The organism is Metapseudomonas otitidis (assembly GCF_011397855.1).
Taxonomy (GTDB): Bacteria; Pseudomonadota; Gammaproteobacteria; order Pseudomonadales; family Pseudomonadaceae; genus Metapseudomonas; species Metapseudomonas otitidis.
In genome coordinates, this window is the sequence record NZ_AP022642.1 from 3471151 (window position 1) to 3496356 (window position 25206).

General features: G+C 71.3%; 25 protein-coding genes. 6 read left to right on the plus strand and 19 right to left on the minus strand.

Going from position 1 to position 25206, the window contains the following annotated elements:
• The first annotated feature begins 46 nt into the window (after positions 1-46).
• Genes PotMrB4_RS15735 through PotMrB4_RS15745 form a run of 3 tightly spaced genes read left to right on the plus strand, consistent with a single transcriptional unit; the run spans position 47 to position 4535 of the window.
• The gene (locus PotMrB4_RS15735) at positions 47-1177 is read left to right on the plus strand and encodes an efflux RND transporter periplasmic adaptor subunit (protein ID WP_074972096.1); all 1131 of its coding nucleotides are present in this window, start codon (positions 47-49) and stop codon (positions 1175-1177) included.
• Positions 1174-3138, plus strand: a complete 1965-nt coding sequence (locus PotMrB4_RS15740; protein ID WP_172433862.1) for a MacB family efflux pump subunit — start codon at positions 1174-1176, stop codon at positions 3136-3138. The genes PotMrB4_RS15735 and PotMrB4_RS15740 overlap by 4 nt, the downstream gene beginning before the upstream one ends.
• Positions 3135-4535, plus strand: a complete 1401-nt coding sequence (locus PotMrB4_RS15745; RefSeq protein WP_172433863.1) for an efflux transporter outer membrane subunit — start codon at positions 3135-3137, stop codon at positions 4533-4535. Before PotMrB4_RS15740 ends, PotMrB4_RS15745 begins: the two co-directional genes overlap by 4 nt.
• Positions 4536-4542: 7 nt before the next feature.
• Here PotMrB4_RS15745 and PotMrB4_RS15750 read toward each other — a convergent pair whose 3' ends face one another.
• The 14 genes from PotMrB4_RS15750 to PotMrB4_RS15815 form a co-directional block, all read right to left on the minus strand.
• Positions 4543-5892 carry an MFS transporter gene (locus PotMrB4_RS15750; RefSeq protein WP_172433864.1) on the minus strand — a complete coding sequence of 450 codons (1350 nt, stop codon included), beginning with the start codon at positions 5890-5892 and terminating at the stop codon, positions 4543-4545.
• 272 nt (positions 5893-6164) lie between these two features.
• Positions 6165-7007, minus strand: coding sequence for an IclR family transcriptional regulator domain-containing protein (locus tag PotMrB4_RS15755; protein ID WP_044399529.1), 843 nt, complete (start codon positions 7005-7007; stop codon positions 6165-6167).
• 245 nt (positions 7008-7252) lie between these two features.
• Complete coding sequence (locus PotMrB4_RS15760) at positions 7253-8182, minus strand: AEC family transporter (protein ID WP_172433865.1); 930 nt, start codon at positions 8180-8182, stop codon at positions 7253-7255.
• Between the two features lie 2 nt (positions 8183-8184).
• A complete protein-coding gene (zapE, locus tag PotMrB4_RS15765; RefSeq protein ID WP_232060718.1) occupies positions 8185-9252 on the minus strand; it encodes a cell division protein ZapE in 1068 nt (355 codons plus the stop codon).
• A gap of 13 nt (positions 9253-9265) precedes the next feature.
• On the minus strand, positions 9266-9871 hold the full coding sequence (pcaG, locus tag PotMrB4_RS15770; RefSeq protein ID WP_172433867.1) for a protocatechuate 3,4-dioxygenase subunit alpha: 606 nt from the start codon (positions 9869-9871) through the stop codon (positions 9266-9268).
• Between the two features lie 12 nt (positions 9872-9883).
• Positions 9884-10606 carry a protocatechuate 3,4-dioxygenase subunit beta gene (gene pcaH / locus PotMrB4_RS15775; protein ID WP_044399542.1) on the minus strand — a complete coding sequence of 241 codons (723 nt, stop codon included), beginning with the start codon at positions 10604-10606 and terminating at the stop codon, positions 9884-9886.
• A 126-nt stretch (positions 10607-10732) separates the two neighbouring features.
• Entirely contained in the window at positions 10733-11677 is a 945-nt protein-coding gene (pcaQ, locus tag PotMrB4_RS15780; RefSeq protein WP_172433868.1) for a pca operon transcription factor PcaQ, read from the minus strand.
• A gap of 80 nt (positions 11678-11757) precedes the next feature.
• Positions 11758-12351 carry a LysE family translocator gene (locus PotMrB4_RS15785; RefSeq protein WP_172433869.1) on the minus strand — a complete coding sequence of 198 codons (594 nt, stop codon included), beginning with the start codon at positions 12349-12351 and terminating at the stop codon, positions 11758-11760.
• 47 nt (positions 12352-12398) lie between these two features.
• Positions 12399-13235 (minus strand): AraC family transcriptional regulator, encoded by an 837-nt coding sequence (locus PotMrB4_RS15790; protein WP_172433870.1) that lies wholly within the window; start codon positions 13233-13235, stop codon positions 12399-12401.
• Positions 13236-13334: 99 nt separating this feature from the next.
• Positions 13335-14258: a pyridoxal-phosphate dependent enzyme gene (locus PotMrB4_RS15795; RefSeq protein ID WP_172433871.1), complete on the minus strand. Its 924-nt coding sequence runs from the start codon at positions 14256-14258 to the stop codon at positions 13335-13337.
• A gap of 72 nt (positions 14259-14330) precedes the next feature.
• Positions 14331-14594 (minus strand): hypothetical protein, encoded by a 264-nt coding sequence (locus PotMrB4_RS15800; protein ID WP_044399558.1) that lies wholly within the window; start codon positions 14592-14594, stop codon positions 14331-14333.
• 123 nt (positions 14595-14717) lie between these two features.
• On the minus strand, positions 14718-15923 hold the full coding sequence (locus PotMrB4_RS15805; protein WP_074972077.1) for an MFS transporter: 1206 nt from the start codon (positions 15921-15923) through the stop codon (positions 14718-14720).
• A gap of 108 nt (positions 15924-16031) precedes the next feature.
• On the minus strand, positions 16032-16928 hold the full coding sequence (locus tag PotMrB4_RS15810; RefSeq protein WP_172433872.1) for a LysR family transcriptional regulator: 897 nt from the start codon (positions 16926-16928) through the stop codon (positions 16032-16034).
• 1 nt (position 16929) lies between these two features.
• Positions 16930-17856: a LysR family transcriptional regulator gene (locus PotMrB4_RS15815; RefSeq protein ID WP_172433873.1), complete on the minus strand. Its 927-nt coding sequence runs from the start codon at positions 17854-17856 to the stop codon at positions 16930-16932.
• Between the two features lie 85 nt (positions 17857-17941).
• On the opposite strand from PotMrB4_RS15815, the gene PotMrB4_RS15820 reads away from it, so the two are divergent.
• The 3 genes from PotMrB4_RS15820 (at position 17942) to PotMrB4_RS15830 (ending at position 20720) form a co-directional block, all read left to right on the plus strand.
• On the plus strand, positions 17942-18871 hold the full coding sequence (locus PotMrB4_RS15820) for a carbon-nitrogen hydrolase family protein (protein WP_044399570.1): 930 nt from the start codon (positions 17942-17944) through the stop codon (positions 18869-18871).
• A gap of 78 nt (positions 18872-18949) precedes the next feature.
• Positions 18950-19447 carry a methyltransferase family protein gene (locus PotMrB4_RS15825; protein ID WP_172433874.1) on the plus strand — a complete coding sequence of 166 codons (498 nt, stop codon included), beginning with the start codon at positions 18950-18952 and terminating at the stop codon, positions 19445-19447.
• 85 nt (positions 19448-19532) lie between these two features.
• Positions 19533-20720 (plus strand): GGDEF domain-containing protein, encoded by a 1188-nt coding sequence (locus tag PotMrB4_RS15830; RefSeq protein WP_172433875.1) that lies wholly within the window; start codon positions 19533-19535, stop codon positions 20718-20720.
• Between the two features lie 13 nt (positions 20721-20733).
• Here PotMrB4_RS15830 and PotMrB4_RS15835 read toward each other — a convergent pair whose 3' ends face one another.
• Genes PotMrB4_RS15835 through PotMrB4_RS15855 form a run of 5 tightly spaced genes read right to left on the minus strand, consistent with a single transcriptional unit; the run spans position 20734 to position 25145 of the window.
• On the minus strand, positions 20734-21483 hold the full coding sequence (locus PotMrB4_RS15835; RefSeq protein WP_044399579.1) for an ABC transporter permease: 750 nt from the start codon (positions 21481-21483) through the stop codon (positions 20734-20736).
• Positions 21480-22679 (minus strand): ABC transporter substrate-binding protein, encoded by a 1200-nt coding sequence (locus tag PotMrB4_RS15840; RefSeq protein ID WP_044399583.1) that lies wholly within the window; start codon positions 22677-22679, stop codon positions 21480-21482. Before PotMrB4_RS15840 ends, PotMrB4_RS15835 begins: the two co-directional genes overlap by 4 nt.
• Complete coding sequence (locus PotMrB4_RS15845) at positions 22645-23481, minus strand: ABC transporter ATP-binding protein (RefSeq protein ID WP_044399587.1); 837 nt, start codon at positions 23479-23481, stop codon at positions 22645-22647. Before PotMrB4_RS15845 ends, PotMrB4_RS15840 begins: the two co-directional genes overlap by 35 nt.
• On the minus strand, positions 23478-24554 hold the full coding sequence (locus PotMrB4_RS15850) for an acyl-CoA dehydrogenase family protein (protein WP_172433876.1): 1077 nt from the start codon (positions 24552-24554) through the stop codon (positions 23478-23480). Before PotMrB4_RS15850 ends, PotMrB4_RS15845 begins: the two co-directional genes overlap by 4 nt.
• A gap of 30 nt (positions 24555-24584) precedes the next feature.
• Positions 24585-25145 (minus strand): carboxymuconolactone decarboxylase family protein, encoded by a 561-nt coding sequence (locus PotMrB4_RS15855; protein WP_044399592.1) that lies wholly within the window; start codon positions 25143-25145, stop codon positions 24585-24587.
• Positions 25146-25206 lie beyond the last annotated feature (61 nt).

A 25206-nucleotide genomic window follows, 5' to 3' on the forward strand; every position in this document is an offset into this window, starting at 1 on the left:
CGTCGCACCGGCGGTCGCGGGTCGTCAGCCAGCCCGGAAGCCCCGCATGCCCACACCTCGACAGCTGCTCGCCGCGCCCCTGCTCGCCCTCCCCCTGCTGGCCCTGGTGGCCTGGACCCAAGCCCCACGGTCGGCCCACCCGGACAGCGTCGCCGTCACCCTGGCGGACCTGGAGAGCAGCGTCAGCGCCCTCGGCACCCTGCAGCCCCGGCACTACGTCGATGTCGGCGCCCAGGCCTCCGGGCAGATCCTCAAACTCCACGTGGAGCCCGGCGACAGCGTGCGCCAGGGCGACCTGCTGGTGGAGATCGACCCGTCCACCCAGCAGGCCAAGGTGGATGCCGGGCGCTATTCCATCCAGACCCTCGAAGCCCAGCTCGCCGAACAGCGCGCCCAGCACGACCTGGCCAACCAGCAGCACGCCCGCCAGCGCACCCTGCTCGCCGGCGGCGCCGGCCGTGAAGAAGACCTGCAGGTGGCCCAGGCCCAGGTCCGCGCCACCCGCGCCCGCATCGACATGATCCGTGCCCAGATCGACCAGGCCCGCGCCACCCTGCGCAGCGACGAGGCCGAGCTGGGCTACACGCGCATCTACGCGCCCCTCTCCGGCACCGTGGTGGCTCTGGACGCGCGGGTCGGCCAGACCCTCAACGCCCAGCAGCAGACCCCGCTCATCCTGCGCATCGCCCAGCTTTCGCCCATGACCCTCTGGGCCCAGGTGTCCGAAGCCGACATCGGCCGCATCCAGGCCGGCATGCCCGCCTGGTTCAGCACCCTGGGCGGCGGCGGGCGGCGCTGGGACGCGAAGGTGCGGCAGATCCTGCCGCTGCCGCCACGGCCCCTGGAGCAGCTCAGCCAGGGCGGCGGCAGCCCCACCGCCGGTGGCGGCCGCGTGGTGCTCTACACCGTGCTGCTGGACGTGGACAACCCCGACGGCGCCCTGATGACCGACATGACCGCCCAGGTGCAGTTCGTCGAAGGCCACGCCCGCAACGCCCTGACCATCCCCCTGGCGGCCCTGCGCGACGGCGACCGGGTGCGGGTGGTGAACGAGCGCGGCGCCGTCGAGGAACGCCAGCTGCGCATCGGCCTGCGGGACCGCATGCGCGTCCAGGTGCTCACCGGCCTGGCCGAAGGCGAGCGGCTGCTGGTAGGCGACGAGGCCCACGAAGGATGAACGGCGAACCGCCCCTGCTGGAACTGCAGGACGTCCGCAAGCGCTACGGCGGCAACGGCGCCCCCGAAGTGGAGGTGCTGCGCGGCGTCTCCCTGCGCATCCAGGCCGGCGAATACGTCGCCATCGTCGGCGCCTCCGGTTCCGGCAAATCCACCCTGATGAACATCCTCGGCTGCCTGGACCGCCCCAGTGACGGGCACTACCGCTTCGCCGGGCGCGACGTGGCGCAGCTCGACGCCGACGCCCTGGCCTGGCTGCGCCGCGAAGCCTTCGGCTTCGTCTTCCAGGGCTACCACCTGATCCCCGCCGCCTCCGCCCGCGAGAACGTCGAAGTCCCCGCCCTCTATGCCGGCACGCCGGCAACCCAGCGTGCCGCCCGCGCCCGTGACCTGCTCCAGCGCCTGGGCCTGGGCAGCCGCAGCGACAACCGCCCGCACCAGCTCTCCGGCGGCCAGCAGCAGCGCGTCTCGATCGCCCGTGCACTGATGAACGGCGGCCACGTGATCCTCGCCGACGAACCCACCGGCGCACTGGACAGCCAGAGCGGCGAAGACGTCATGCACCTGCTCGACGCCCTGTCCGCCGAAGGCCACACCCTGCTGCTCATCACCCACGACCGCCAGGTGGCGGCACGGGCCCGCCGGGTGATCGAAGTGCGCGACGGGCAGATCATCAGCGACAGCGGCACCGACCCCGCCATCAGCCCCCGGGCAAGGCCCGCCAGTCAGCTGCGCGAACGCCTGGAGCAGCCCAGCCTCGCCCCCGCCGGCGCCTGGGCCGGCGAATTGCTCGATGCCCTGCGCGCCGCCTGGCGGATGATGGGCGTCAACCGCTTCCGCACCGCACTGACCCTGCTCGGCATCGTCATCGGCGTCGCCTCGGTGGTGGTCATGCTGGCCATCGGCGAGGGCAGCAAGCGCCAGGTCATGGCGCAGATGGGCGCCTTCGGCTCCAACATCATCTACCTCTCCGGCTACCCCCCAGCGCCTCGGCTGCCCGAGGGGGTCATCACCCTCGACGACATCGCCGCGCTGTCCACCCTGCCCCAGGTGCGGCGGATCATGCCGGTGATCGGCGGCGAACTGCTGGTGCGCTACGGCAACCGCGACATCACCCCCTACGTGCGCGGCAACGGCGTGGACTTCCCCGAGATCCTCAACTGGCCGGTGGCCAGCGGACGCTACTTCGACGCCCGGGAGGAAGCCGAAGCGGCCCCGGTGGCGGTGATCGGGCAGAAGGTGCGCGACACCCTGTTCCCCGGCCTCGACCCGGTGGGCCGTGACCTGCTCATCGGCCAGGTGCCGTTCCGTGTCATCGGCACCCTGGCGGCCAAGGGCGCCAGCTCCGGCGACGAAGACGCCGACAACCAGGTGGTGGTGCCCTACTCCGCCGCCAGCATCCGCCTGTTCGGCAAGCCCGACCCGGCGTTCGTCGTGGTCGCCGCTGCCGATGCCACCCGGGTGCAGGCCACCGAAGCGGCGCTGGACCGCCTGCTGCTGCGCCTGCACCGGGGCGTGCGGGACTTCGAGCTGACCAACAACGCCGCCCTGATCCAGGCCGAGGCCAGCACCCGCAACAGCCTCTCGCTGATGCTCGCCGCCATCGCCGCCATTTCCCTGCTGGTGGGTGGCATCGGCGTGATGAACGTGATGCTCATGACCGTACGCGAACGCACCCGCGAGATCGGCATCCGCATCGCCACCGGCGCCCGCCAGCGCGACATCCTCCGCCAGTTCCTCACCGAGGCCTCGCTGCTCTCCGTCACCGGCGGCGGGCTCGGCCTGCTGCTGGCCGGCCTGGTGGGCGGCCTGCTGCTGCTCACCGACGTGGCCCTGGGCTTCTCCCTGCTCGCCGCCCTCGGCGCCTTCGGCTGCGCCCTGGCCACCGGCGTCCTGTTCGGCTACATGCCGGCCCGCAAGGCCGCGCGCCTCGACCCGGTAACCGCACTCACCCAACCATGACCGACGCCAAGCCCCTCCTCGCCCTGCTGTGCCTGACCCTGGCCGCCTGCACCCGCCAGGCGCCGGTCGAACCCGCCGCCCTCACCCCGCCACCCCGGTGGCAGGCAGCCGTCCCGGATGCGGCCGTCAGCGTCCGCGACTGGTGGCGTCACTTCAACGACCCGGCCCTGGAGCGCCTGGTCCAGACGGCACGCGCCGGCAGCCACGACCTGGCCGCCGGCCGCGCCCGCCTGCGCCAGGCCCAGGCCGCTGTCACCCAGGCCCGCGCACCGCTGTTGCCCGAACTCAAGACCGACCTCAGCGCCAACCAGCAACGCCTGCTGCGCGGCCCGGGTTACAGCCAGCTGGATGCCAGCCGCGAGCAGCCGCGCTACCACAGCTTCGGCGGCCTGCTGAACGCCAGCTACGAACTCGACCTGTGGGGTGGCAAGGCCGCCGCCCTGGCCAGCGCCGAACAGGGCTACGCCGCCAGCCGCTTCGACCAGGCCGCCCTGGAGCTGACTCTGGAAAGCGCCGTGGCCAGCGCCTACCTCACGCTCCAGGCCCTGGCGGAGCAGCAGCGGATCGCCCGGCAGCACCGCGACAACGCCCGCCAGGTCCTGGACCTGGTGCAGACCCGGCATGCCGCCGGTGCCGCCGGCACCGTGGAGCTGGCCCAGCAGCAGGGCCTGCTGGCCGCCCGCGAACGCGAGCACGCACGCCTCCGGCAACAGCAGCAGGAGGCCCGGGTCGCCCTCGCCGCCCTGCTCGGCCAGCCCGTGCAGCAGCTGCAGGTCAGCGACCAGGGCTTCGAACGCCTCGCCAACCCGGCCCTCGACCCCGGCCTGCCCAGCGCGCTGCTGGCCCGGCGCCCCGACATCGCCGCCGCCGAAGCCCGCCTGGCCGCCGCCGAGGCCGATATCGCCGTGGCCCGCGCCGCCCTGCTACCGAGCCTCAGCCTCACCGCCGCCCTCGGCAGCGGTGCCGATCAGTTCCCCGACCTGCTGCGCAACCCCTATACCAACCTGGGCGTGGCCCTCAGCGCGCCGATCTTCAACGCCGGCCGCCTGGACGCCGTGCACCAGCAACGCCAGGCGCGCCAGGCGGAGCTGCTGGCCACCTACCAGGGCGCCATCGTCAACGCCTTCGCCGACGTCGAACGCGCCCTGCTGGCCCTGGAGGGCAGCGCCCACCAGCAACGCTGGCAAGCCGAAGAACGCGACCGCGCCCGGCAGGCGTTCGAACTGGCCGAACGCCGCTACCGGGCAGGAGCGGAGACCTGGCTGACGGTGCTGGAGACCCAGCGCAGCCTGTTCCAGGCCGAAGACGCCGCCGTGCAGGTGCGCCTCGCGCAACTGCAGGCCAGCGTCAGCCTCTACAAGGCCCTCGGCGGCGGCTGGCAGCCGCCCGAGGACTGAGGCGGGATCAGGTGGCGTCGGCGTGGCTGACCAGGCCCTTCACCAGCACGGCGGCGGTGGCCAGGGCGGCCGGCAGTACCAGGGCGGTGAGCACCTGCTCGAAGTTCCAGCCCAGGCCCAGCAGGGTGGCGCCGATCCAGGCACCGAGGATGGCGCCGAAGCGGCCGATGCCGAGCATCCAGGACACGCCGGTGGCGCGGCCCTGGGTGGGGTAGAAGCGTGCCGCGAGGGACGGCATGGCCGACTGCGCGCCGTTGATGCACATGCCCGCCACCAGCACCAGGGTGGCCAGCAGGGTCATCTGGCCCAGGCTCTGGCCGACGAGCCAGGCGAAGACCCCGGCCAGCAGGTAGAACACGCCGATCACCCGGTGCGGGTCGAAACGGTCCATCGCCCAGCCCACGCCCACCGCACTGAGCACCCCGCCCAGCTGGAACAGCGCCCCGATGGAGGCGGCCTGCTCCAGGCTCGCGCCACTGTCGCGCAGCAGGGTCGGCAGCCAGCTGGTGAGCAGGTAGACGATCACCAGCCCCATGAAATAGGTCAGCCACAGCAGCAGGGTGCCGGCGCTGTAGGTGCCGGAGAAGATCGCCCGGAACACGTTGCGGCTCTGCACCGTCTGCTGCTCCGGCACGCTGAAGCCGCTGGCCACGGCCACTTCGCTCGGGGCGATGGGCGCCAGCACGCGGCGAACGCGTTCATCGCCCTTGTTGCGCACCACCAGGTAGCGCGCCGACTCGGGCAGCCACAGCAGCAGCACCAGGGTCAGCAGCAGCGGCAGCAGGCCGCCGATCAGCAGCAGGCTGTGCCAGCCGAACGCCGGGATCAGCTTGGCGGAGACGAAGCCACCACCGGCCATGCCCAGGTTGAAGCCGCAGAACATGCTGGTCACCAGCAGCGACTTGAGGCGCTCGGGGGTGTACTCGGAGAGCAGCGTGGTGGCGTTGGGCATCGCCGCCCCCAGCCCCAGGCCGGTGAGGAAGCGCAGCACCAGCAGCTGGTCGACGTTGGCGCTGAAGGCGGAGAACAGGCTGAACAGCCCGAACAGGAACACCGCCCCCACCAGCACCAGCTTGCGCCCGAAGCGGTCGGCCAGCGGGCCGGAACCGAGGGCGCCGAAGACCATGCCGATCAGCGCGGCGCTCATCACCGGGCCCAGGCTGGCGCGGTCGATGCCCCATTCCTGGGTCAGAGCCGGGGCGATGAAGCCCATGGCGGCGGTGTCGAGGCCGTCGAGGAAGACGATGAGGAAGCACAGCAGGACGACGCGCCACTGGTAGGCGGACAACGGCTGGGCATTGATGAAGTGCTGGACATCGAGGGTGCCCGCAACGGGCACGTGGGCTTGGCTGGTCATGCAAGGATTCCTGCTGGGGCCTGGCACCCGCGACCTCTTGCAAGGTGACGACCGGGACCGGCTCGGACTGGACAGGAATGAGGGCGTGCACGGCCGCTCGGTGGCGGCAGGAACGGTCTCTCATTGTTCTTATGGACCCGACCGCCAGGCGGCGGGCTGTGCAGACGTTACGGAGAGCGCCCCGGGGGTTCAATTCGATAATCGGCAAAGCGTTCGATAGTCGAACAGGTTCAGCCGGGTGGGCGCGGCCTCCCCGGCCGCGCAGCGTCACCTCAGTGGAACAGGCGGGTACTGAGTTCCTTGCTGGCTTCCAGCAGCACCGGCAGGAAGCGGTTCTCCAGCTCCTGGCGGGACACCCGGCCGGCGTGGGTGCCCACGTTCAGCGCGGCCAGCACCTGGCCGGCGGAGTCCTTCAGCGGCACCGCGACGGAGCGCAGGCCCATTTCCAGCTCCTGGTCGATGATCACCCAGCCCTGGCGGCGGATCTCCTCGACGCTGGCGCGCAGGCCGTCGGGGGTGCAGACGGTGCGGCTGGTCTTCACCTGCAGGTCGGCGTGCTCCAGGTAGTCATCCAGGGCCGCGTCGTCCAGGGCGGCCAGCAGGATGCGGCCCATGGAGGTGCAGTAGGCCGGCAGGCGGCTGCCGACGCTGAGGTCCACCGAGATGAGCCGCTGGGGCGTGGCGGAACGGGCGATGTAGAGAATCTCGTCGCCCTCCAGGGTGGCCATGGAGCAGGCCTCGTGCAGTTGCTCGCTGAGGCGGTCGAGGATCGGCTGGGCCGTCACCGCCAAGGGCGTCGAGGACAGGTAGGCGTGGCCCAGGGTCAGCACCTTGGGCAGCAGCGAATAGGTGCGCCCGTCGGTGGTGACGTAGCCCAGCTTCATCAGCGTGTGCAGGCACCGGCGCACGGCGGCGCGGGGAATCTCGGTGCGATGGCTGATCTGGGCGATGGTCAGGTGGCGCTTGCGCTCCTGGAAGGCGTGGATCACCGCCAGGCCACGCGCCAGGGAGGTCATGAAGTTGGGGTCCCCGGTGAAGGCCTCGATGCGCTTGGCCGGCGAGGCGACGATGGGCGGCGCCAGGGGGGTCAGGGGTGCACGCGTTTCTTCGGTCATTGTTGTTGTCCTGTGTGGAGTCGCGGTCGCAGCAGGCGGTCGATTATCGAACCGAAGTTCGATAATCGCAATTGACCCCCGGCGCGGCCGTCCGTACGTTCTGCGCCGCCGGGGAGCGCGCGGTTCGGTCAGGTGCCGCGCCCTTCCGGGCAGGGCCCTGCCCACAAGGCAGTGCCCACCTCCCCCCGCAGACGCCACCACCCCGGCGCGCCACCCGCGTGCCCGGGGCTGGCACTGTGCAGCGCTCAGTGCATCAGGCCGATGAACAGGCTGATGCTGCCGAAGGCCAGCACGGTGCAGGCCACCAGCGCCGCCGCGCAGCGCCCTTCCTGGCCGAAGCGCTGGCCGAGGATGGGGTAGATGCTCATCATCGGCGCGCTGGCGAAGAGCACCCCGGCCACCTTCAGCATCGGGTCCGTCGGCGGCAGCAGCTGGAGGCACAGCAGCACCACCAGCGGGTGCAGCAGCAGCTTGCCGAGGCTCAGTTGCGCCACGTCCGCCAGCAGGCCGCCGGCACGCAGGCCGAGCAGGCTGGCGCCGATGACGAACAGCGCCACCGGGGCGGAAGCCGAGGCCAGCATGTCCACCACCCGCGCCGGCACCGCGGGCAGCCGCACCTCCAGCAGCGCCAGCAGCAGGCCGACGCTGATGCCGATGATCACCGGGTTGCGCAACAGCCGCAGGAAGGTGTCGCGCAACGCATCGCGCAGGCGGCTGCCGCCCTGCTGGCCCATCTCGGCCAGGCCCAGGGCCAGGGGGATCATCAGCAGGTTCTCCACCAGCATGTTCAGCGCCAGGGCCACCCCCGCCGTGGGGCCGACCACCAGGGCGACGATGGGGTAGCCGATGAAACCGCTGTTGGACACCGACATCCCCAGCGCGGTGATGGCCGATGCGCTCAGCGGCTCGCCCCGCACCAGCCGGGTGAACAGCAGGCCGCCCCAGAACACCAGTTGCGAGCCCAGCCCGTAGGCCAGCAGGTAGCCCAAGTCGAGGACCTCGCCCAGGGGCCGCTGCAGCAGCGCGTGGACCACCAGCGCCGGCAGCGCGAAAGTGATGACGAAGCGGCCCATGCCCTGGGCCTGGACCTGGGTCACCAGGCCGAAGCGTGCGGAGAGAAAGCCCAGGCCGATGAGGATGAAGATCGGCGCGGTAATGGCGAGTATCTGCAGCATGTTCAATCCGGAAAGTCGGGGTGCAGCGGGCGCAGCTGCCCGAGCCGGCTGCGGGTTCGTGAGAAGTCCATGTGCGGCTTGCCCCGGCACAGGGCGTCGAGGTCCGCCGCGCTGGTCAGCAGCAGGCGCGTGCCGGCGTCGTAGGCGATGTCCACCAGATTGACGAAGCGCTGCTGGACGTCGATGGCCTCCTCGCCCAGGCACGGCACCTCGCTGATGGCGAGGTGGCGGAACTGCCGGCACAGCCAGAGGAAGTCGGCACTGGAGCGCGGGTCCCGGCAGAGCCTGTCGAAGGCGATCCAGGCCCGGTCAGCGCTTGCAGCCCGGACCGGCAGCGGGCGGTGGTTGACCGTCAGCACCTGGCCATCCGCCGCCTCCAGCCCCAGGCGGGCGGCGATCCAGCCCTCGCCAAAGGCCGACTGCGGCCAGGCGTACTCGCCCCAGGCCTCCCGCTCGCCGCCACGCTGGCGGTAGTCCTCGCCGCCGTCCAGGTGGATCACCTCGAAGCGCTTCTCGATCAGGGCGATGGCGGGTTTGAAGCGCTCCCGGTACAGCGGGTTCGGGCACAGGCCGTCCGGGTGGTAGTTGGAGGTGCACACCAGGCCGACGCCCTCCTCCACCAGCACCTTGAGCAGGCGCCCGAGCAGCACCGCATCGCCGATGTCATGGACGTGGAACTCGTCGAAGCACAGCAGTGGCGCCTCCCCGGCCAGCGCACGGGCCGCCAGGGCCAGCGGGTCCGGCTGGCCGGCGAAGGCGGCGATGCGCCCCTGCAACTCCTGCAGGAAGGCGTGGAAATGCACCCGCCGCTTGCCCGGCACCGGGGCCGCGTCGAAGAAGGCGTCCATCACGAAGCTCTTGCCGCGCCCCACGCCGCCCCACAGGTAGAGGCCGGCCGGCAGCCGCCGCAGCCAACCGCTGCGCCCCGCCACAAACGCCTCCAGCCATTGGCCGAGACGGGCAATGGCGGTGCGTTGCGCGGGGTCGGCCCGGTAGCCCCGGGCCTCCAGCGCCGACTCGAAGTGCCGCTGGATGCGCTGGCCGATGGGTTCGGTCAGCGCATCAGGCACGGGGGCCGGTTCCCTAGAAGTCAAAGAACACCGTTTCCCCTTCACCCTGGATGCAGATGTCGAAGCGGTAGGCCAGGCGCCCCTCCACCTCGCAGCGACGCGCCACCAGCGTCTCGCGGCGTTGCGGCTGCTCGATCAGGTTGAGCACCGGGTCCGCCGCGTTGGCCTGGGCCTCGTCCTCGAAGTACAGGCGGGTCTGCAGGTGGATGTTGATGCCCCGGGCGAACAGCGACACGTTGATGTGCGGCGCCATGGGCACCCCGGCGGCGTTCTTCACCACGCCGGGCTTGATGGTGTGCAGGGTCCACTCGCCGGCGTCGAAGGTGGTGGCGGTACGGCCGAAGCTGTTGAACGGCTTCTCCAGGTCGAAGGCGGTGTCGTACACCCCCTCGTGGTTGGCCTGCCAGAACTCCAGGAAGGAGTCGCGCACCAGGTGGCCGTTACCGTCGTAGACGTGGCCGATCAGCACGATGTGTTCACCCGGCGCGCCGGGCTTGGCCATGCGGTTCCAGATCTCCTGGTCGCGGGTCGGGTTGCCGGCGGCTTCGAGGGCCAGGCCGATGTGCACGTAGGGGCCGGCGGTCTGGGAAGGGGTTTCCGGCAGCAGTTCGATGGGCATGCGGGTGTCTCCTCAGCGGTTCTCGAAGTGGGTCTTGCGCTGGCCGCGCAGCACGATGTCGAAGCGGTAGGCCAGGCAGTCCATGGGGTTGGCGTTGCCCATGTCCAGCTTGGCGATCAGCGTCTGCACGGCATCGGGGTTGGCGATGCTCTTGACGATGGGGCACAGCGGGATGAGCGGGTCGCCTTCGAAGTACAGCTGGGTGATCAGCCGGGTGGAGATGGAGGGGCCGCTGATGGAGAAGTGGATGTGCGCGGGGCGCCAGTCGTTCGGGCCGTTGCGCCAGGGGTACGGGCCCGGCTTGACGGTGCGGAAGATGTAGCGGCCCTCGCTGTCGGTCAGGGCACGGCCGACACCGCCGAAGTTGGGGTCCAGGGGCGCCAGGTAGCGGTCGTTCTTGTGGCGGTAGCGGCCGCCGGCGTTGGCCTGCCACATCTCCACCAGGGTGTGGGGGATCGGCTTGCCGTACTGGTCCATGACCCGGCCGGAGACGACGATGCGCTCACCGATGGGCAGGCCGCCGTGGTTGAAGTTCAGCAGCAGGTCGTTGTCGTGCTCGCCCATCTTCAGGTGGGAGAAGTCCGGGCCGGTGGTTTCCGACAGTGATTGCGGGATGCTCACCAGCGCCTGGCGCGGGGAGCGCGGCACGGAAGTCTTGTAGTCGGGGGTCAGGGCCTTGGGGTGCCAATTACGGTCGCGGATGACAAAGCGGCTTTCCGAGGGAAGATCGGCCATGTCGGTCTCCTGTTGTTCGAGTTGTGGAGGCTGCCAGGCAGCGGGCGGTTGGCAGTCTCGCCGCTGGGGCACGGCCCGTGAACTGAAAAGAACACCACCAGGCATAACCGCTAGGTTATGGGCGAATCAGGCACCGCCCGACTCCGGGTAGTGGCCGTCCCGGTAGTCCTGCCCCAGTTCCCGCAGCACCTCCACGCACCAGTGGGCGGCCAGGGGCAGCGGCAGCGCAGCGTTGCTGCAGATGCCCACCGAGCCGCCGGGCTCGCGGATGCCCAGGTCCAGCTCCACCAGCTCGCCGCGCCGCAGGTCCAGCTGCACCGCGTCGTAGGGGGCGATCCAGATCGCCTCGCCGGTCTGCACGTAGCGCCGGCTCAGGGCCACCGACAGGGTCTCCAGGCGCTGGCGCGGCTGCGCCACACCGCACTGCACGAAGAAGGCATCGGCGTACTTGCGGATGGTGGTCCCGGCCAGCGGCAGCACCAGCGGGAAGCCCTGCAGGGCCTCGCGCACCACGGGTACCGCCAGCAGCGGGTGGCCGGGGCGCACCACCAGGGTCATCGACTCGCTGTACAGGTGCTCGAACACCAGCCCCTGGATCTGCGGGCTGTCGGTCATGCGCCCCACCACCAGGTCCAGCTCGCCCAGGTGCAGCTGCGACAGCAGCCAGGCGCTGGGGCCGGTGATCACGCTGGCCACCAGGGACGGGTGGCGCGCATGCAGGCGGCGCACCGCTTCGGGCACCAGCAGGCTCTCCACGGTGGACAGCACCCCCAGGCGCAGCGTGGCCGACTCGTGCTCGCCGCTGCGCAGGCTGTTAACCCCGTCCCGCAAGGCCTGCACGCAGGGCCCGGCATAACGCATGAAGGCCACCCCCGCCTCGCTCAGGGTGACCCCGCCATGGCCACGCACGAACAGGCTGGCGCCCAGCAGGTCCTCCAGCTCGCGCAGGGTCTTGGAGATGGCCGGCTGGCTGACCGCCAGCTTGTCCGCCGCGCGCGCCAGGGTGCCCTGGCGCGCCACTTCGAGGAAGCACACCAGGTGACGGAACTTGATGCGGGTGTCGATGTTCACGGGCAGGTCCAGGCAGGGCAATGCGCGCAAGCCTAGCGTCAGATGGGTCTCAGGCCAACCAATTGGTTATGGCCAAGCGTTCAGCCTCCCAGCGCCAGGCAGGCCGACAGGAACAGCAGCACCGCCATGGCCCGGTTGAACCGCCGCTGCGCCCGGTGCCCCGGCAACAGCCGTGCGCTGCCCGCCCCCAGCAGGGCCCAGGCGCCCATGCAGGGCAGCGACACCAGCAGGAACACCAGCGCCAGCTGCAGCACCCGGATGGCCAGGTCCCCGGCGCCGGGCAGGTACACGCCCATCACCACCAGCACAGTCATCCACACCTTGGGGTTCACCAGTTGCAGCCCCATCGCGCCGGCCACACCCAAGGGCCGGCCGGCGTCCGGGCCGAGGTCGCTGCCGGCGCTGCGGTACAGGCCCCAGGCGAGCCAGCAGAGCCAGGCGAAGCCGGCGACCTTCATCGCCAGCTGCAGGGCCGGCAGCCGCAGCAGCACCTCCCCCAGGCCGAGGCCGACCAGGGCCAGGACAGCGGTGGCCGCCGAGCAGGCACCGAGCACGATGGGCCACACCCGGCGCAGCCCGAAACGCGCGGCGTTGCCCAGCACCAGCAGGTTGGTGGGGCCGGGGGTGATGGAGGCGACGAAGGCGAAGAGTGCAAAAGGTGACAGCGTGTCCATGGTGGGCTCCGGAGTGGGGAGCCCCCATCTTCCGGCCCGCCGGCCGCTCAGTCTGGAAGGCGTGTGCAGCGCCGACGGTAGTCCGCCGGGGTCAGCCGGTAGGCCCGGCGGAACCAGCGCCCCAGGTGGCTCTGGTCGGCAAAGCCGAGCGCGCTGGCCACCTCGGCGGGCGTCTGCCCCCGGGCCAGCAGTTGCCGCGCCCGGCTCAGGCGCAGCTGGATCAGGTAGGCGTGGGGTGCCAGGCCGAAGGCGGCCTTGAAGGCGCGGCTGAGGCGGAAGCGGTCCACCCCCACGGCAAGCGCCAGGTCGTCCAGGCCAATGTCCTCACCCAGGTGGGCCTGCAGGTAGTCCCGCGCCCGTAGCGCCACCAGCGGCAGGCGCGGGTCCTGGCGCTGCCGGCTGCGCCAGTGCAGGTGGTCGGTCATGCGCACCAGCAACTGGTCCACCGCGGCCTGGCGCAGCATGCGCAGCTCCTGCTGGTGCAGGGCGCGAAAGGCGGTCAGCGTCGCCAGCGCCAGCTGTGGGTCGCTGGCGAGGGTGCCCGCGAAGCTGGGCTGGCAATGGGCCGGGGCATCCTCGAACAGGCTGCGCAGCTCGCGCTCCAGCCAGTCCGGCTCCAGGTAGAGCATGGAATAGGTGAAGCCATCCTCGGTGGGCGCATGCCCGTCATGGACCTCCCCCGGCTCCAGCAGGAACACCTGGCCCGGGGTGCTGGTGTGCCGGGCACGCCGGCAATGGAACTGCTGCACGCCCTGCTCGGTGACACCCACCAGGTAGCTGTCGTGCCAGTACGGGTCGTAGGCGTGCCCGCGAAAGTGCGCGCGCAGCGTCTCGATGCCGGTGCCGGCATCCTGCTTGAGGTCGATCCAGTTGCCATCCGCCATGGGCGCGCTCCGCTCAGCCAGGGGGCCATCCTGCACCGCAGGGGGTGCGGCCCGCCATTATCGGCCGCCCAGCGGCGCTGTCTGGAAGATTCGTGCAGCTCAGTCGGCGGCCTGGGCGCGCCAGGTGCGGATCTGCTCCAGGCTGGCGGTCACCCCGCCGCAGACCACCACCAGCACGTCGTCGACATCTTCCAGCGCCGGGCATTCCCCGTAGAGCGCAGCCAGCGCTGCGCCGCAGGCCGGTTCCACCAGCAGGCGGTGATCGTCGAGGAAGCGCTCGCAGGCCTGCAGTGCCTCGCGGTCGCTGACCCGATGGCTGCGCACCGGGTGCAGCCGGGCCAGTTCGACGGCACGGTCGCACACGCGGCGCGCCGCCAGGGAGCCGGCGCAGGTGGCCAGCGTGTCCAGGGTCACCGCCATGCCGGCCTCCCGCGCAGCGGCGAAGGACGCGGCGCCCTGGGTTTCCACCGTCACCACCGGCACATCGTCCCAGCCGTTGCGGCGCAGGCCCTCCACCACGCCGCTGAACAGGCCGCCACCGCCCACCGAGAGCACCACGGCGCCGGGCCGGGGGCCCTGGCGCACGGCCTCGTCCACCAGGCTGGCGTGGCCGCTCCAGAGCAGCGGGTCATCGAAGGGGTGGATGAAGGCGTCCTCCGGGCCCACCAAGGACAGCGCCAGTTCGTTGGCCTCGTGCCAGGCGGCGCCGTGCACCCGCAGGTCCGCGCCTTCGCGGCGCAGGGCTTCGCGGGCGCGCTCCGGCGTGTTCTCCGGCACCACCACCGTCACCGGGACGCCCAGCTGGCGCCCGGCAAAGGCCATCGCCAGCCCGGCATTGCCGCCGGAGGAGCAAATGAAACGCCGCTTGCCCGCCCGCGCGTGTACCTCGCAGGCGGCACCGACGCCACGGATCTTGAACGAACCGGGCGGCTGCAACGCCTCCAGCTTGAGCCGGACGCGCCGCCCGGCGGCTGCGGAGAGCGGGTGGGAGTGGATCAACGGGGTTTCGATGTGCAAAGCCATGGCAACGCTCGGGCAGGAAGGACCCGCCGAAGGTGCCGCCCGCCAGCGGGCCGGTCTTGTACGTTATTGCACTCAGGCCCGGCGACGCAGGGTGCCGAAGCACAGGCGCGCGCCCACGGCGCCTTCGAATTCCTCCGCCAGGACCCGGCTGAGGGCCCGCACCGCCGGGGCGCCATCCAGCTCGCGGGCCGGTACGCAGAGGGTGAACACGTCGCCCAGGGCGCGGTGGGTGAATTGCAGGGCCAGCTCCGCCACGCCGTGGCGGGAGACCTCGCAGCGGTAGTCAGGCAAATGGAGGGTGAACAAGCGGGCTATGTCGTCCTTGGCCAGTTTCATGGGTTCGCTCCCTGCGATCGTTTCAAGAGCCGACCCGGCGGGTCGGGATACAGAAGCCTAGGCCAGCCGGCAGCGGAATGTTGTCGGCTGGTTCAAGGAAATCCGCTGGCACTGGTCCGCCAGTCAGACGGGGGTCACCCGGGGCCGGCCCACCAGGACGAAGGCCAGCAGCGCCAGCGCCGGCAGCCCCGCGCCAAGCCCGGCGACCAGCAACCAGCCGCCCTGTTCGTAGGCCAGGCTGGCCACCGCCGAGCCCAGGGCGCCGCCGATGAAGATGCTGGTCATGTACAGCGCGTTGAGGCGTCCGCGGCTGCTGGCGTCCAGGGCGTAGACCTCGCGCTGGCCGAGCACCATGTTCATCTGCACGGCGAAGTCCAGCAGCACCCCGGTCAGGGCCAGCCCCACCACGCCCAGGGGCAGGCCCGGCAAGCCGGGGATGAAGCTCAGCACCGCCAGCCCCATCGCCAGGAACGACAGGCGCTGGGTGTGCCCGGCGTCCGCCAGGCGCCCGGCGATGGGGGCCGCGATGGCGCCGATGGCCCCCACCAGGGCGAACAGAGCGATCTGCGACTGCGACAGGCCGTGGACCCGCGCCAGTTCCACGGGCGCCGTGGTCCAGAACAGGCTGAACGCGGCGAACAGCAACGCCTGGTACAACGCCCGGCGACGCAGCACCGGCTCGCGCTGGAGCAGGTGCCAGAGGGAGGCCAGCAACTGACCGTAGCTGGCCTTGTGGGCCGGGCGATGGTCGGGCAGCGCCACGCGCACCACCCCGGCGATCAGCAGCATCAGGCCCGCCGCCGCGAAGAACACCGTGCGCCAGCCGAAGTGGTCCGCCACCAGGCTGGACAGCGGCCGCGCCAGCAGGATGCCCAGCAGCAGGCCGCCCATGATGCCGCCCACCACCCGGCCACGACTGGCCTCGGGTGCCAGGTGCGCCGCCAGGGGGATCAGCATCTGCACCGACACCGAGCTGAAGCCGATCAGCGCCGAGGCCAGCAGCAGCCCGCCCGGCCGCTCGGTGAAGCCCACCGCCAGCAGGCTGAAGAAGGTCACCGCCAGGGTCGCCAGCACCAGCCGGCGGTTCTCCAGCAGGTCGGCCAGGGGCACCAGGAAGAACAGCCCCAGGGCATAGCCGACCTGGGTCAGGGAGACGATCAGGCTGGCGCCGTGGCTGGACAGCCCCACATCCGGGGCGATCAGCTCGATGATCGGCTGGGCGTAGTAGATGTTCGCCACGATGGCGCCGCAGCACAGCGCGAAGAGCATCACCAACCCGCGCCCCAGGGCATGGGCAACGGGTGGATGGGCAAGGGTCTGGGTGTTCATCGCAATCCTCGGGTTGGCAGGGAACCTGGCGCCAAGGTTATGCGCCCCGCCCCAGCGACTGAATCCGCCCCTGCCGCAACGTGGCGTTGCGTGCGGCGCAACGGAGCTTCACACCTGCTCCGCCACGAACGCCATGAACGCGGCGATGCGCCGCGAGCCCCGGTGATTGGGCAGGTACAGGGCGGTCACCTGGGGCTGCGAGTCGTCCGGGTTGACCGACCAGCCGGGCAGCAGTTCGCACAGGCGCCCGTCCGCCAGCTCCGCCTCGGCGAGCCAGTCGGGCAGCAGCGCCAGGCCGGCGCCGGCCAGGGCCGCGTCACGCAGGACGTCGATGTTGTTGCTGCGCAGACGGCCGTGCACCGGCACCTGCAGGCGCGTCCCGGCGGCGTCGTGGAAGGTCCAGCACTGCCGAGCGCGGCCGAAGTCGAAGCGCAGGCAGTCATGCCCGGCCAGCTCCCGGGGGTGCCCTGGCGTGCCGCGCTGGGCCAGGTAGGCGGGGCTGGCCACCACGCGGCGACGGAACTGCCCGAGGGGCCGCGCCACCACGCCGTCCATGGGTGCCGGCACGCCGAGGCGGATGGACACGTCGACACGCTCCCCCAGCAGGTCGACGATCTCGTCGGTCAGGGCCAGGTCCAGCTCCAGGCGCGGGTACTGCTGCAGCCAGGCGCCCAGGCGCGGGGACAGCCGGTGGCGGCCGAAGGAGACCGGCGCTGAGACCCGCAGCGGCCCGCTGGGCTCGTCCCCGCCATCGCTCACGGCGGCGTCGGCCTCGGCCAGCTGTTCGAGGATCTGCCGCGCGCTGAGGTAATAGCTGGTGCCCGCCTCGGTCACCGTGACCTGGCGCGGCGAACGGTTCAGCAGCACCGCGCCCAGCTCGCGCTCCAGCCCGTCCACCGCGCGGGTCACCGAGGAGGTGGCCAGCCCCAGCTGGCGGGCGGCAGCGGAAAAGCCCCGGCAATCGACGGTGGCGACGAACAGCTTGAGGGCCAGCAACTTGTCCATCTCAGGCTCCTTGGGACGGGGTCAGGGGAAAGCAGGCCTCGATGGCCTCGCGGACCAGCGCCACGGCGCGGTCCTCCAGGGCGCGGGAGCGCCAGCCCAGCTCGATGGGGTAGCGCCGCAGCGCCAGCGGGCAGGCCAGCACCCGCAGGCCGCTGACGCGGGCCACCGCTTCGGCGGCATGGGCCGGCACCGTGGCCAGGGCCGGCGTGCCCTTGAGCAGGTAGGGCAAGGCGGCGAAGTGGGTGGTGGAGGCCAGCACCCGGCGGCTGCGCCCGAGGGCGGCCAGGGCCTCGTCGACGATGCCGATGAAGCCGCCGGAGGAAATCAGCAGGTGCGGGCTGGCGACGAAGCGCTCCAGGTCCAGCGCCCCGGCATCGCCGAACCCCTCGGGGTCGACCACGCAGGCGTAACCGCCCTCCCCCAGCAAGGCGCGGCTCAGGCCCTGGCTGGTGATGCCGCCGGAGGTGATCGCCAGGTCCACCTGGCGCTCCATCAGCGCGGCGTTGACGATCTGGCTGTGGGTCTGGCGGAAGATCAGCCGCAGCTGCGGCGCCCGCCGCGCCGCCTGGGCCAGCAGCCGGGGTGCGAGGGCGATCTCGAAGTCGTCGGAGAGCCCCACCGTCACCGAGCGTCCGCTGAAGTCGCCGCCCTCCGGGGCCACCAGGTCCAGGCTCTGGCGCACCCGGTCCAGGGCCTCGCTGATCACCGGCTTGAGCTGGTCCGCCAGCAGGGTCGGCGCCAGGCCACGCCCGGTGCGCTGGAACAGCGCGTCGCCGTAGAGCAGGCGCAGGCGCCCGAGGGCCGCACTGACCGCCGACTGGGTCAGCCCCAGGCGCACCGAGGCGCGGCTGGCGCTGCCTTCTTCGTGGAGGGCCTCGAAGACCTTGAGCAGGTTCAGGTCGGCCTGTTCGATATTCATGCGCTTCATATCGATTAGCAGCGAATCGCCATTCATTGCGGGAAGCGGGGCTTATAGCATCCCCGTCATCCCTCACCAAGCAAGGACCCACGCCATGCCCCGCCGCACCGTCGCCGCCCTGCAGATCGGCTCCCTGCCGGAAGGCAAGCAGGCCACCCTGGACCTCATCCTCTCCTACGAACAAGCCATCCGCGACGCCGGCGCGGCCCTGGTGGTGATGCCCGAGGCGCTGCTGGGCGGCTACCCCAAGGGCGAGATCTTCGGCACCCGCCTGGGCTATCGCCTGCCGGAGGGGCGCGAGGCCTTCGCCCGCTACCACGCCAACGCCATCGACGTGCCGGGCGCCGAGACCGAGGCCCTGGCCGGCCTCTCCGCCCGCACCGGCGCCAGCCTGGTGCTGGGGGTGATCGAGCGCGCGGGCAGCTCGCTGTACTGCACGGCGCTGTTCTTCGAGCCCGGCGAAGGCCTGGTGGCACGGCACCGCAAGCTGATGCCCACGGGCACCGAGCGGCTGATCTGGGCCAAGGGCGACGGCTCCACCCTGCCGGTGGTGGACAGCGCAGCCGGCCGCCTGGGCGCCGCCATCTGCTGGGAGAACCACATGCCGCTGCTGCGCACCGCCATGTACGCCAAGGGCGTGGAACTGTGGTGCGCACCGACGGTGGACGAGCGCGAGGTGTGGCAATGCTCCATGCGCCACATCGCCCATGAGGGCCGCTGCTTCGTGATCAGCGCCTGCCAGGTGCAGCCCTCGCCCCGCGAGCTGGGCATCGAGGTGCCGGGCTGGGATGACGACCGCCCGCTGATCCAGGGCGGCAGCGTGATCGTCGACCCGCTGGGCGAGGTGCTCGCCGGCCCGCTGCGCAACGCCACCGGGCTGCTCTGTGCCGAGGTGGACACCGACCAGCTGACCCGCGCCCGCTACGACTTCGACGTGGTCGGCCACTACGCCCGCCCCGACGTCTTCGAGCTGCGGGTGGACGAACGCGCCAAGCCCGGCGTGCGCTTCGAACGGGACCAGTGAGGCGCAGGAGGCGTGCTTGACTCTGTAGCCACTCCAGGCTTGATGATGCCGCCTCCCCCACCTCGCAAGGACAGCCCCATGACCCAGACACCCACCGCGCTCCCCCGTGCCCGCTGGCTGGAGCGACGCATCCCGCCGCCGCTGGTGGGGCTGGCCTGCGCCGTGCTGATGTACGGCCTGGCCCAGGTCACGCCGGGCCTGCCCTTCGCCCTGCCCCCGGCGCTGCGGCTGCTGCTCGCGCTGCTGGTGCTGGCCGCCGGCGTGGCGGTCTGCCTGGCCGGTGCCCTGGCCTTCCGCCAGGCCCGCACCACGGTCAACCCGATCCACCCCGAGCGCACCTCGGCCCTGGTCATCCGCGGCATCTACCACCGCACCCGCAACCCCATGTACCTGGGCTTCGCCCTGATGCTGCTGGGCTGGGGCCTGTGGCTCGCCGCGCCCTTCGCCCTGGCGGGCGTGGTGCTGTTCATGCTGTACATCGAGCGCTACCAGATCCCGCCGGAGGAACGCATGCTCGAACAGCTCTTCGGCGCCGACTACCTGGCCTACCGCGAGCAGGTCCGACGCTGGCTGTAGCCCCTTGAAAGGCGCTCGCGAGGCGATGGACGGCATCGCGGGCGCCCCCTAAACTGGCCGCTCGCCATCACTCCCCGCGCGGCCCATGACCCGACTCGAACCCTTCGAATCCCCTGCCCGGCCGCGTACGCGCCACATCCCGCCCGGCCAGATGCCGGCCTTCCGCCGCTACGTGCTCGAACGCCACGGGCGCTTCCTGCTGGCGATCAATTTCATCGCGATGATCGCCTACGACTCCTACGTCCTGGCCGACGCGCTGCTGATCCCGGACATGGCCTGGAATTCGCTGTTGCTGCGCGGCGGCCTGAGCCTGATTGGGCTGCTCAACATCTTTCTGGTGTTCCGCTACTGCCGGAGCGTGCTGGTGCGGGACATGCTGATGCCGTTCCACGACATCGTCTCCACCGTCGCCTGGTTCGAGCTGCTCAAGGCCAGCAGCTCGCCGGACGTGCCCACCTTCCTCTACGCCTCGGTGGTGTTCATCGTCCTCGGCAACCTGGGGGTGCGCTATTCGTTCCGGGGCATCTTCGCCTGCTCGATGATCATCACCGGGGTGATCTTCTGGAACGTGTGGCTGCTCCACCCGGGGAACCCCAAGGCGGTGATGATCTTCGCCCTGGTGTTCGTGCCGGTGCTGATCTTCAGCCTGGCCATCAGCTGGACCAACATCGCCGGGGTGCGCCAGGCCTTCCTGTCCGAGCAGGAGGAGCGCCGCCAGCGCGAGGAGCTGGCGCTGCTCAACCAGCGCCTGCAGGAGATGGCCAGCACCGACGCCCTCACCCGGGTCGGCAACCGCCGCGCCTTCGACCAGCACCTGGACGAGCACTGGCAGCAGATGGGCCGCAACGGCCGCCCCTTCGCCCTGCTGATGGCGGACATCGACTACTTCAAGCCCTACAACGACCACTACGGCCACCCGGCCGGGGACCAGTGCCTGCGCCAGGTGGCGGAGGCCATGGGCAGTGCGCTGCGCAGCGGGCAGGCGGAGATCTTCCGCTACGGCGGCGAGGAGTTCGTGGTGCTGCTGCAGGTCAGCGACGCACAGGAGCTGCTGGCCATCGCCGAGCGCCTGCGCCGCGAGGTGGCGGACCTGGGAATCGACCATGGCCACCGCCCGGATGGCCTGGACCACCTCACCATCAGCCTCGGCGGCGGCCTCTCCAGCGCACCAGGGCTGGCCCATCCCCAGGACCTGCTGGCGCGCTGCGACCAGCTGCTCTACCAGGCCAAGCAGGCCGGTCGAAACCAGGCCCGCCTCGCCTCCCACGCCTGAAGCGCCCGGCGCCTCAGGTGTGCGACCAGCGCTGGTAGAGCCCCCGCGCGGCGGCATCCAGGGCAAAGCCCAGCACGCCGATCAGCAGCACCATGGCCATCAGCTCCGAATAGGCCAGGCGGTCGCGGGTATCGAGGATGTAGTAGCCGAGCCCGGCACTGACCCCGAGCATTTCGCAGGGCACCAGCACGATCCAGAGGATGCCGATGGCCAGGCGCACGCCGGTCAGCACGTGGCCGAGCACGCCGGGCACGATCACCTTCAGCAGCATTTCCCGGCGGGTGGCGCTCAGGCTGCGGGCCAGCTGCAGCCAGCGCGGGTCCAGCTGGCGCACCCCGGCCGCGGTGTTGAGCAGGATCGGCCAGACGGCGGCGAAGGCCAGCAGGAAGTAGATGGGCTGGTCGCCGACCCCCATCAGCATCACCGCGATGGGCATCCAGGACAGCGGCGAGATCATCCGCAGGAACTGGAAGGCCGGCGTGGTGGCCGCCTCCAGGTTGCGCGAGCTGCCCACCAGCAGCCCCAGGGGCACGCCCACCAGCAGCGCCAGGGACAGCCCGACGAGGATGCGCTTGAGGCTCACCCACACGTGCTCGTACAGCTCGCCGCGGTGCAGCAGCTCCTGCAGGCTGGCCAGGGTCTGCTGGGGCGAGAAGCGCGCGGCCAGGCCGTCGTCCCCGCCCCCGGCCGCCACGCCGAGCCACCACAGCAGGCCCAGGGCGGCCAGGCCGCCGAGGCCGAGGAACAGGCGGTTCAGGTTCAAACGGCGATCTCCTCGGTGCGCTCGAAGCCGCCGCCCAGGCCGAACGCCTCCAGCCCGCCGACGCCGGCCAGGGCCGCCCGCACGAAGCGGTCGTCCACCAGGTCGGCGGCGGTGGCCTTGGGGTCGAGCCCGGCGAGGAAGGACTTGTCGCCCTGGATCAGGGTGTCCTTCAGGCGGCTGACCAGCTCCTCGGTGTAGCTGGGGAAGGGATAGGGCTGGAAGTCGATGCGCTGCTCGTCCCACGCGGCATGGCGGATGGCACCGCTCTTCACGTAGCCGTCGCGCTCGCCGGCCGCCGGGGCCAGCACCTTGCCCAGCACCTCGGGGGCGTGGGGGGTGTAGCGGTTGGCGCCGTCCTTGGACAGCAGCTTTGCCGCCTCGGCACGGTTCTCGCGGGTCCAGAGCTGCGCCTTGACGATGGCGTTGACCACCTTCTGCGACCACTCGGGGCGGTTGTTCAGGTCGTGCTCGTGCATGAACACCACGCAGCAGGCGTGGTTGCGCCAGACGTCCCCGGTGAAGCGCTGCACCCGGCCGACCTTGAGGTTCTCCGCCAGGGCGTTGAACGGCTCGGCGACGATGTAGCCGTCGATGCGCTTGCTGGCCAGGGCCGGCGGCATGTCCGAGGGCGGCAGCACCACCAGGTTGACCTCGTTGGCAGCCAGGGCCGCGCCCACCGGCTTGCTCACCGGCACCAGGCCGCTGTCGCGCAGCAGCTGCTGCACCACCACGTTGTGGATGGAGTACCAGAAGGGAATCGCCACGGTGCGCCCGCCCAGCTGGGCCACCTGCTCGATGCCCGGCGCCACGGTGAGGCCGGAGCCGCCGACGTGGTTCCAGGCCACCACCTTGGCCGGCACCTTGCTGCCGTAGCGGGCCCAGACGGTCATCGGCGACAGCAGGTGGATGACGTTCACCTGGCCGGAGATGAAGGCCTCGATCACCTGCGCCCAGCTGCGCAGCAGCACCGGGCGCTCGGCCTTGATGCCCTCGGCCTCGAACAGGCCGTTGGCGTGGGCCACCAGCAGCGGCGTGGCGTCGGTGATCGGCAGGTAGCCGATGCGCACCGGCGCGTCCGGCTCGGCGGCCGCGCGGGCCTGCAGGCTGGTGAGCAGCGGCAGCGCGCCGGCAGCGGTCAGCAGCGCGCCGAGCTTGAGGATGTCACGTCGGGAATGAGAGGGATCGTCCAGGCACATCGTGGGCCTCCGTATCAGGGGTTGGGGTTCCGTTTCCGCGGCTGGCCCGCCGTAGGGTCTTGAGGATGTCGACGCGCAAGGCCCCCAGTTCCTCCACCCGCTCCGCCCGTGGCTGGGGCAGGTCCGGGGTCCACTCGCCGAGGATCCGCGCCGGGGTGTCGCCCAGTAGCAGGATGCGGTCGGAGAGCAGCAGGGCCTCGTCGATGTCATGGGTGATCAGCACGGCGGCGGTGCGCTGCTCGTGGATCAGTCGCAGCAGCAGTTGCTGCATGTCGGCGCGGGTCACCTCGTCCAGCGCGCCGAAGGGTTCGTCCAGCAGCAGCACCTCGGGGCGCCGTGCCAGGCAGCGGGCCAGCGCGGTGCGCTGGGCCATGCCGCCGGAGAGCTGCGCGGGGAAGTGGCCACGGGCGTGGGCCAGGCCCACGGCGGCAATGGCCTGCTCCACCCGCGCCTTGCGTTCGGCAGCAGCCAGCTTGGGCTGGCGGGCGAAATCCAGGCCGAAGGCCACGTTCTTCTCCAGGTTCAGCCAGGGCAGCAGGCTCGGGTCCTGGAAGGCCACCGCCACGCGCGGGTGGGGGCCGTCCAGCGGCTCACCGTGGAGCCGCACCTGCCCGCCGCAAGGCTGCTGCAGGCCCGCCAGCACCCGCAGCAGGCTGGATTTGCCGACGCCGCTGGGGCCGAGGATGGACACCACCTCCCCCGGCGCCAGCTGCAGGTCGAAGCGCGCCAGCACCTCCTGGCGCTGGTTGCCGCGCAGGTAGCCGAGGCGGATGCCCTCGGCCGTCAGCAACCCGTCGCTCACGCCACCACCTCGCGGGCCTGGCGGTTCAGTTCGGTACGCAGCTGCACCAGGCTGGGGGTGACGATGGGCACGAAGGCCGACTCCCGCCAGCGCCGCGCGAAACCCGCACCGTGCTCGCTCAGGTAGGCCTTGCCACCGCTGGCCTGCAGCTCCAGCTGGATGGCGTCGGCGACGCTCTCCGCCAGGCCGATGCGCAGGCGGAACTGCGCAGCCGGCTGGGCGAGGAAGCGGCCTTCGTCCAGCCCCTGGTGCAGTTCGCGGGCCAGGGCCTCCAGGCGGGTGCGCTGCGCGCCCAGCTCGGCCTCCAGCAGGGCCCGGCCACCGCCGTCGCCGAGGTGCGCCTGCACCTCGTCCAGGCAGCGCCGCGCCAGGCCGAGGGCCATGCCGCACTGCAGGCCGAGGAAGGCCGGGCGTACCCCCGGGAGGAAACGCCGGGCGTCTTCGTGCAGCAGCCAGGCGCGGTCGAGCTCCACCCCGGCCAGGTCGAGGGCGGCGGTGTTGCTGCCCTGCAGGCCGAGCAGGTCGAGGTCGGCGGAGCGCGCCAGGCCCGCCAGCCCGTCGGGGATCGCCAGCACCAGCGGCGGCTGGCTCTCCCCGGCTTCCACGGCGGCGGCCACCAGGAAGCCCTGGCGGCGCAGGTTGGTCACCCAGGGCAGGCGCCCGTCCAGGCGCCAGCCGCTCTCGGTGGCCTGGCTGCGCACCTGCAGCGCCTCGACGCCGCTGAGGAACTTCATGGCGTTGGACAGGCCTGTGGCACCGGCCACGCGGCCGGCCAGCAGGTCGCCCAGCAGGCGCTCGCGCAGGGCCTCGTTTGGGGTGTGCAGCACGTATTCGATGAAGGCGCGCTGCCCCCACAGCACGAAAGCGGCGGTGAGCGAGTGGCCAGCCACGGCGGCGACCGTCTCGATGGCGTCGTGCAGCGTGCCGCCATCGCCGCCCAGGGCGCGGTCCACGCCGACCTTGGGCAGGCCGGCCTGGCTGAGCGCGTGCAGCAGGGTGTCGGGGTCGCAGGCGCCGGTGTCGAGCGCCTCGGCCTGGCTGTCGAGCCAGTGGCTCAGGTTGGGGTCCAGCATGTCGATCTCCTGATCATCGGCGTCCGGGGCTCAGGCCCCCGGACGTTGCCAGCGGTACCTGGCCAGCTCGTCATTGAGCGGCGTACGGGCGAAGACGTTGGCGAAGTTGCAAAGCGTAGCCAGGCTCACGCCGAGGATCACCTCCAGGGCGTTGCCGTCGGTGAAGCCGGCTGCGCGGAAGGCGGCGAAGTCAGCGTCGCTGACATCGCCCCGTGTAGCGATCACGGCCTGGGTGAAGGCCGCCAGGGCCTCCAGGCGCGCCTCGGGCAGGGGCGCCATTTCCCGCAGGGCACTGACCACCTCGGCCGGCAGTTTGGCCTTGTTGGTGGCGACGGCAGTGTGCCCGGCTACGCAGAAATCGCAGCCGTGGCGAGTTGCCGCAACCAGTTGCACCACTTCCCTTTCGGCCAGGTTCAGCTCAGCCTTGCCGTTCAGCGCCGAGACGGTGACGTAGGTTTCCAGGGCCGCCGGCGCATTGGCCAGCACCCCCAGCAGGTTGGGGATGAAGCCGGAGTTCTTCAGGGCGTTTTCGAGGAACGGGCGCGCCGCTTCGGGGGCGCTGTCGAGGGTCTGTACGGGCACACGGGACATGGAGTCTTCTCCTGGGTCGGTTCGGGTGCCGAAAAGTCTGTTGGTAATAAGAAACCCGTTC

What these genes read in the sequence shown, in the direction of transcription:
- PotMrB4_RS15735 (WP_074972096.1), top strand. Translation starts at nt 47, where the DNA reads ATGCCCACACCTCGACAGCTGCTCGCCGCGCCCCTGCTCGCCCTCCCC.
- PotMrB4_RS15740 (WP_172433862.1), top strand. Translation starts at nt 1,174, where the DNA reads ATGAACGGCGAACCGCCCCTGCTGGAACTGCAGGACGTCCGCAAGCGC.
- PotMrB4_RS15745 (WP_172433863.1), top strand. Translation starts at nt 3,135, where the DNA reads ATGACCGACGCCAAGCCCCTCCTCGCCCTGCTGTGCCTGACCCTGGCC.
- PotMrB4_RS15750 (WP_172433864.1), bottom strand. Translation starts at nt 5,892, where the DNA reads ATGACCAGCCAAGCCCACGTGCCCGTTGCGGGCACCCTCGATGTCCAG.
- PotMrB4_RS15755 (WP_044399529.1), bottom strand. Translation starts at nt 7,007, where the DNA reads ATGACCGAAGAAACGCGTGCACCCCTGACCCCCCTGGCGCCGCCCATC.
- PotMrB4_RS15760 (WP_172433865.1), bottom strand. Translation starts at nt 8,182, where the DNA reads ATGCTGCAGATACTCGCCATTACCGCGCCGATCTTCATCCTCATCGGC.
- pcaG (WP_172433867.1), bottom strand. Translation starts at nt 9,871, where the DNA reads ATGCCCATCGAACTGCTGCCGGAAACCCCTTCCCAGACCGCCGGCCCC.
- pcaH (WP_044399542.1), bottom strand. Translation starts at nt 10,606, where the DNA reads ATGGCCGATCTTCCCTCGGAAAGCCGCTTTGTCATCCGCGACCGTAAT.
- PotMrB4_RS15785 (WP_172433869.1), bottom strand. Translation starts at nt 12,351, where the DNA reads ATGGACACGCTGTCACCTTTTGCACTCTTCGCCTTCGTCGCCTCCATC.
- PotMrB4_RS15790 (WP_172433870.1), bottom strand. Translation starts at nt 13,235, where the DNA reads ATGGCGGATGGCAACTGGATCGACCTCAAGCAGGATGCCGGCACCGGC.
- PotMrB4_RS15795 (WP_172433871.1), bottom strand. Translation starts at nt 14,258, where the DNA reads ATGGCTTTGCACATCGAAACCCCGTTGATCCACTCCCACCCGCTCTCC.
- PotMrB4_RS15800 (WP_044399558.1), bottom strand. Translation starts at nt 14,594, where the DNA reads ATGAAACTGGCCAAGGACGACATAGCCCGCTTGTTCACCCTCCATTTG.
- PotMrB4_RS15805 (WP_074972077.1), bottom strand. Translation starts at nt 15,923, where the DNA reads ATGAACACCCAGACCCTTGCCCATCCACCCGTTGCCCATGCCCTGGGG.
- PotMrB4_RS15810 (WP_172433872.1), bottom strand. Translation starts at nt 16,928, where the DNA reads ATGGACAAGTTGCTGGCCCTCAAGCTGTTCGTCGCCACCGTCGATTGC.
- PotMrB4_RS15815 (WP_172433873.1), bottom strand. Translation starts at nt 17,856, where the DNA reads ATGAAGCGCATGAATATCGAACAGGCCGACCTGAACCTGCTCAAGGTC.
- PotMrB4_RS15820 (WP_044399570.1), top strand. Translation starts at nt 17,942, where the DNA reads ATGCCCCGCCGCACCGTCGCCGCCCTGCAGATCGGCTCCCTGCCGGAA.
- PotMrB4_RS15825 (WP_172433874.1), top strand. Translation starts at nt 18,950, where the DNA reads ATGACCCAGACACCCACCGCGCTCCCCCGTGCCCGCTGGCTGGAGCGA.
- PotMrB4_RS15830 (WP_172433875.1), top strand. Translation starts at nt 19,533, where the DNA reads ATGACCCGACTCGAACCCTTCGAATCCCCTGCCCGGCCGCGTACGCGC.
- PotMrB4_RS15840 (WP_044399583.1), bottom strand. Translation starts at nt 22,679, where the DNA reads ATGTGCCTGGACGATCCCTCTCATTCCCGACGTGACATCCTCAAGCTC.
- PotMrB4_RS15850 (WP_172433876.1), bottom strand. Translation starts at nt 24,554, where the DNA reads ATGCTGGACCCCAACCTGAGCCACTGGCTCGACAGCCAGGCCGAGGCG.
- PotMrB4_RS15855 (WP_044399592.1), bottom strand. Translation starts at nt 25,145, where the DNA reads ATGTCCCGTGTGCCCGTACAGACCCTCGACAGCGCCCCCGAAGCGGCG.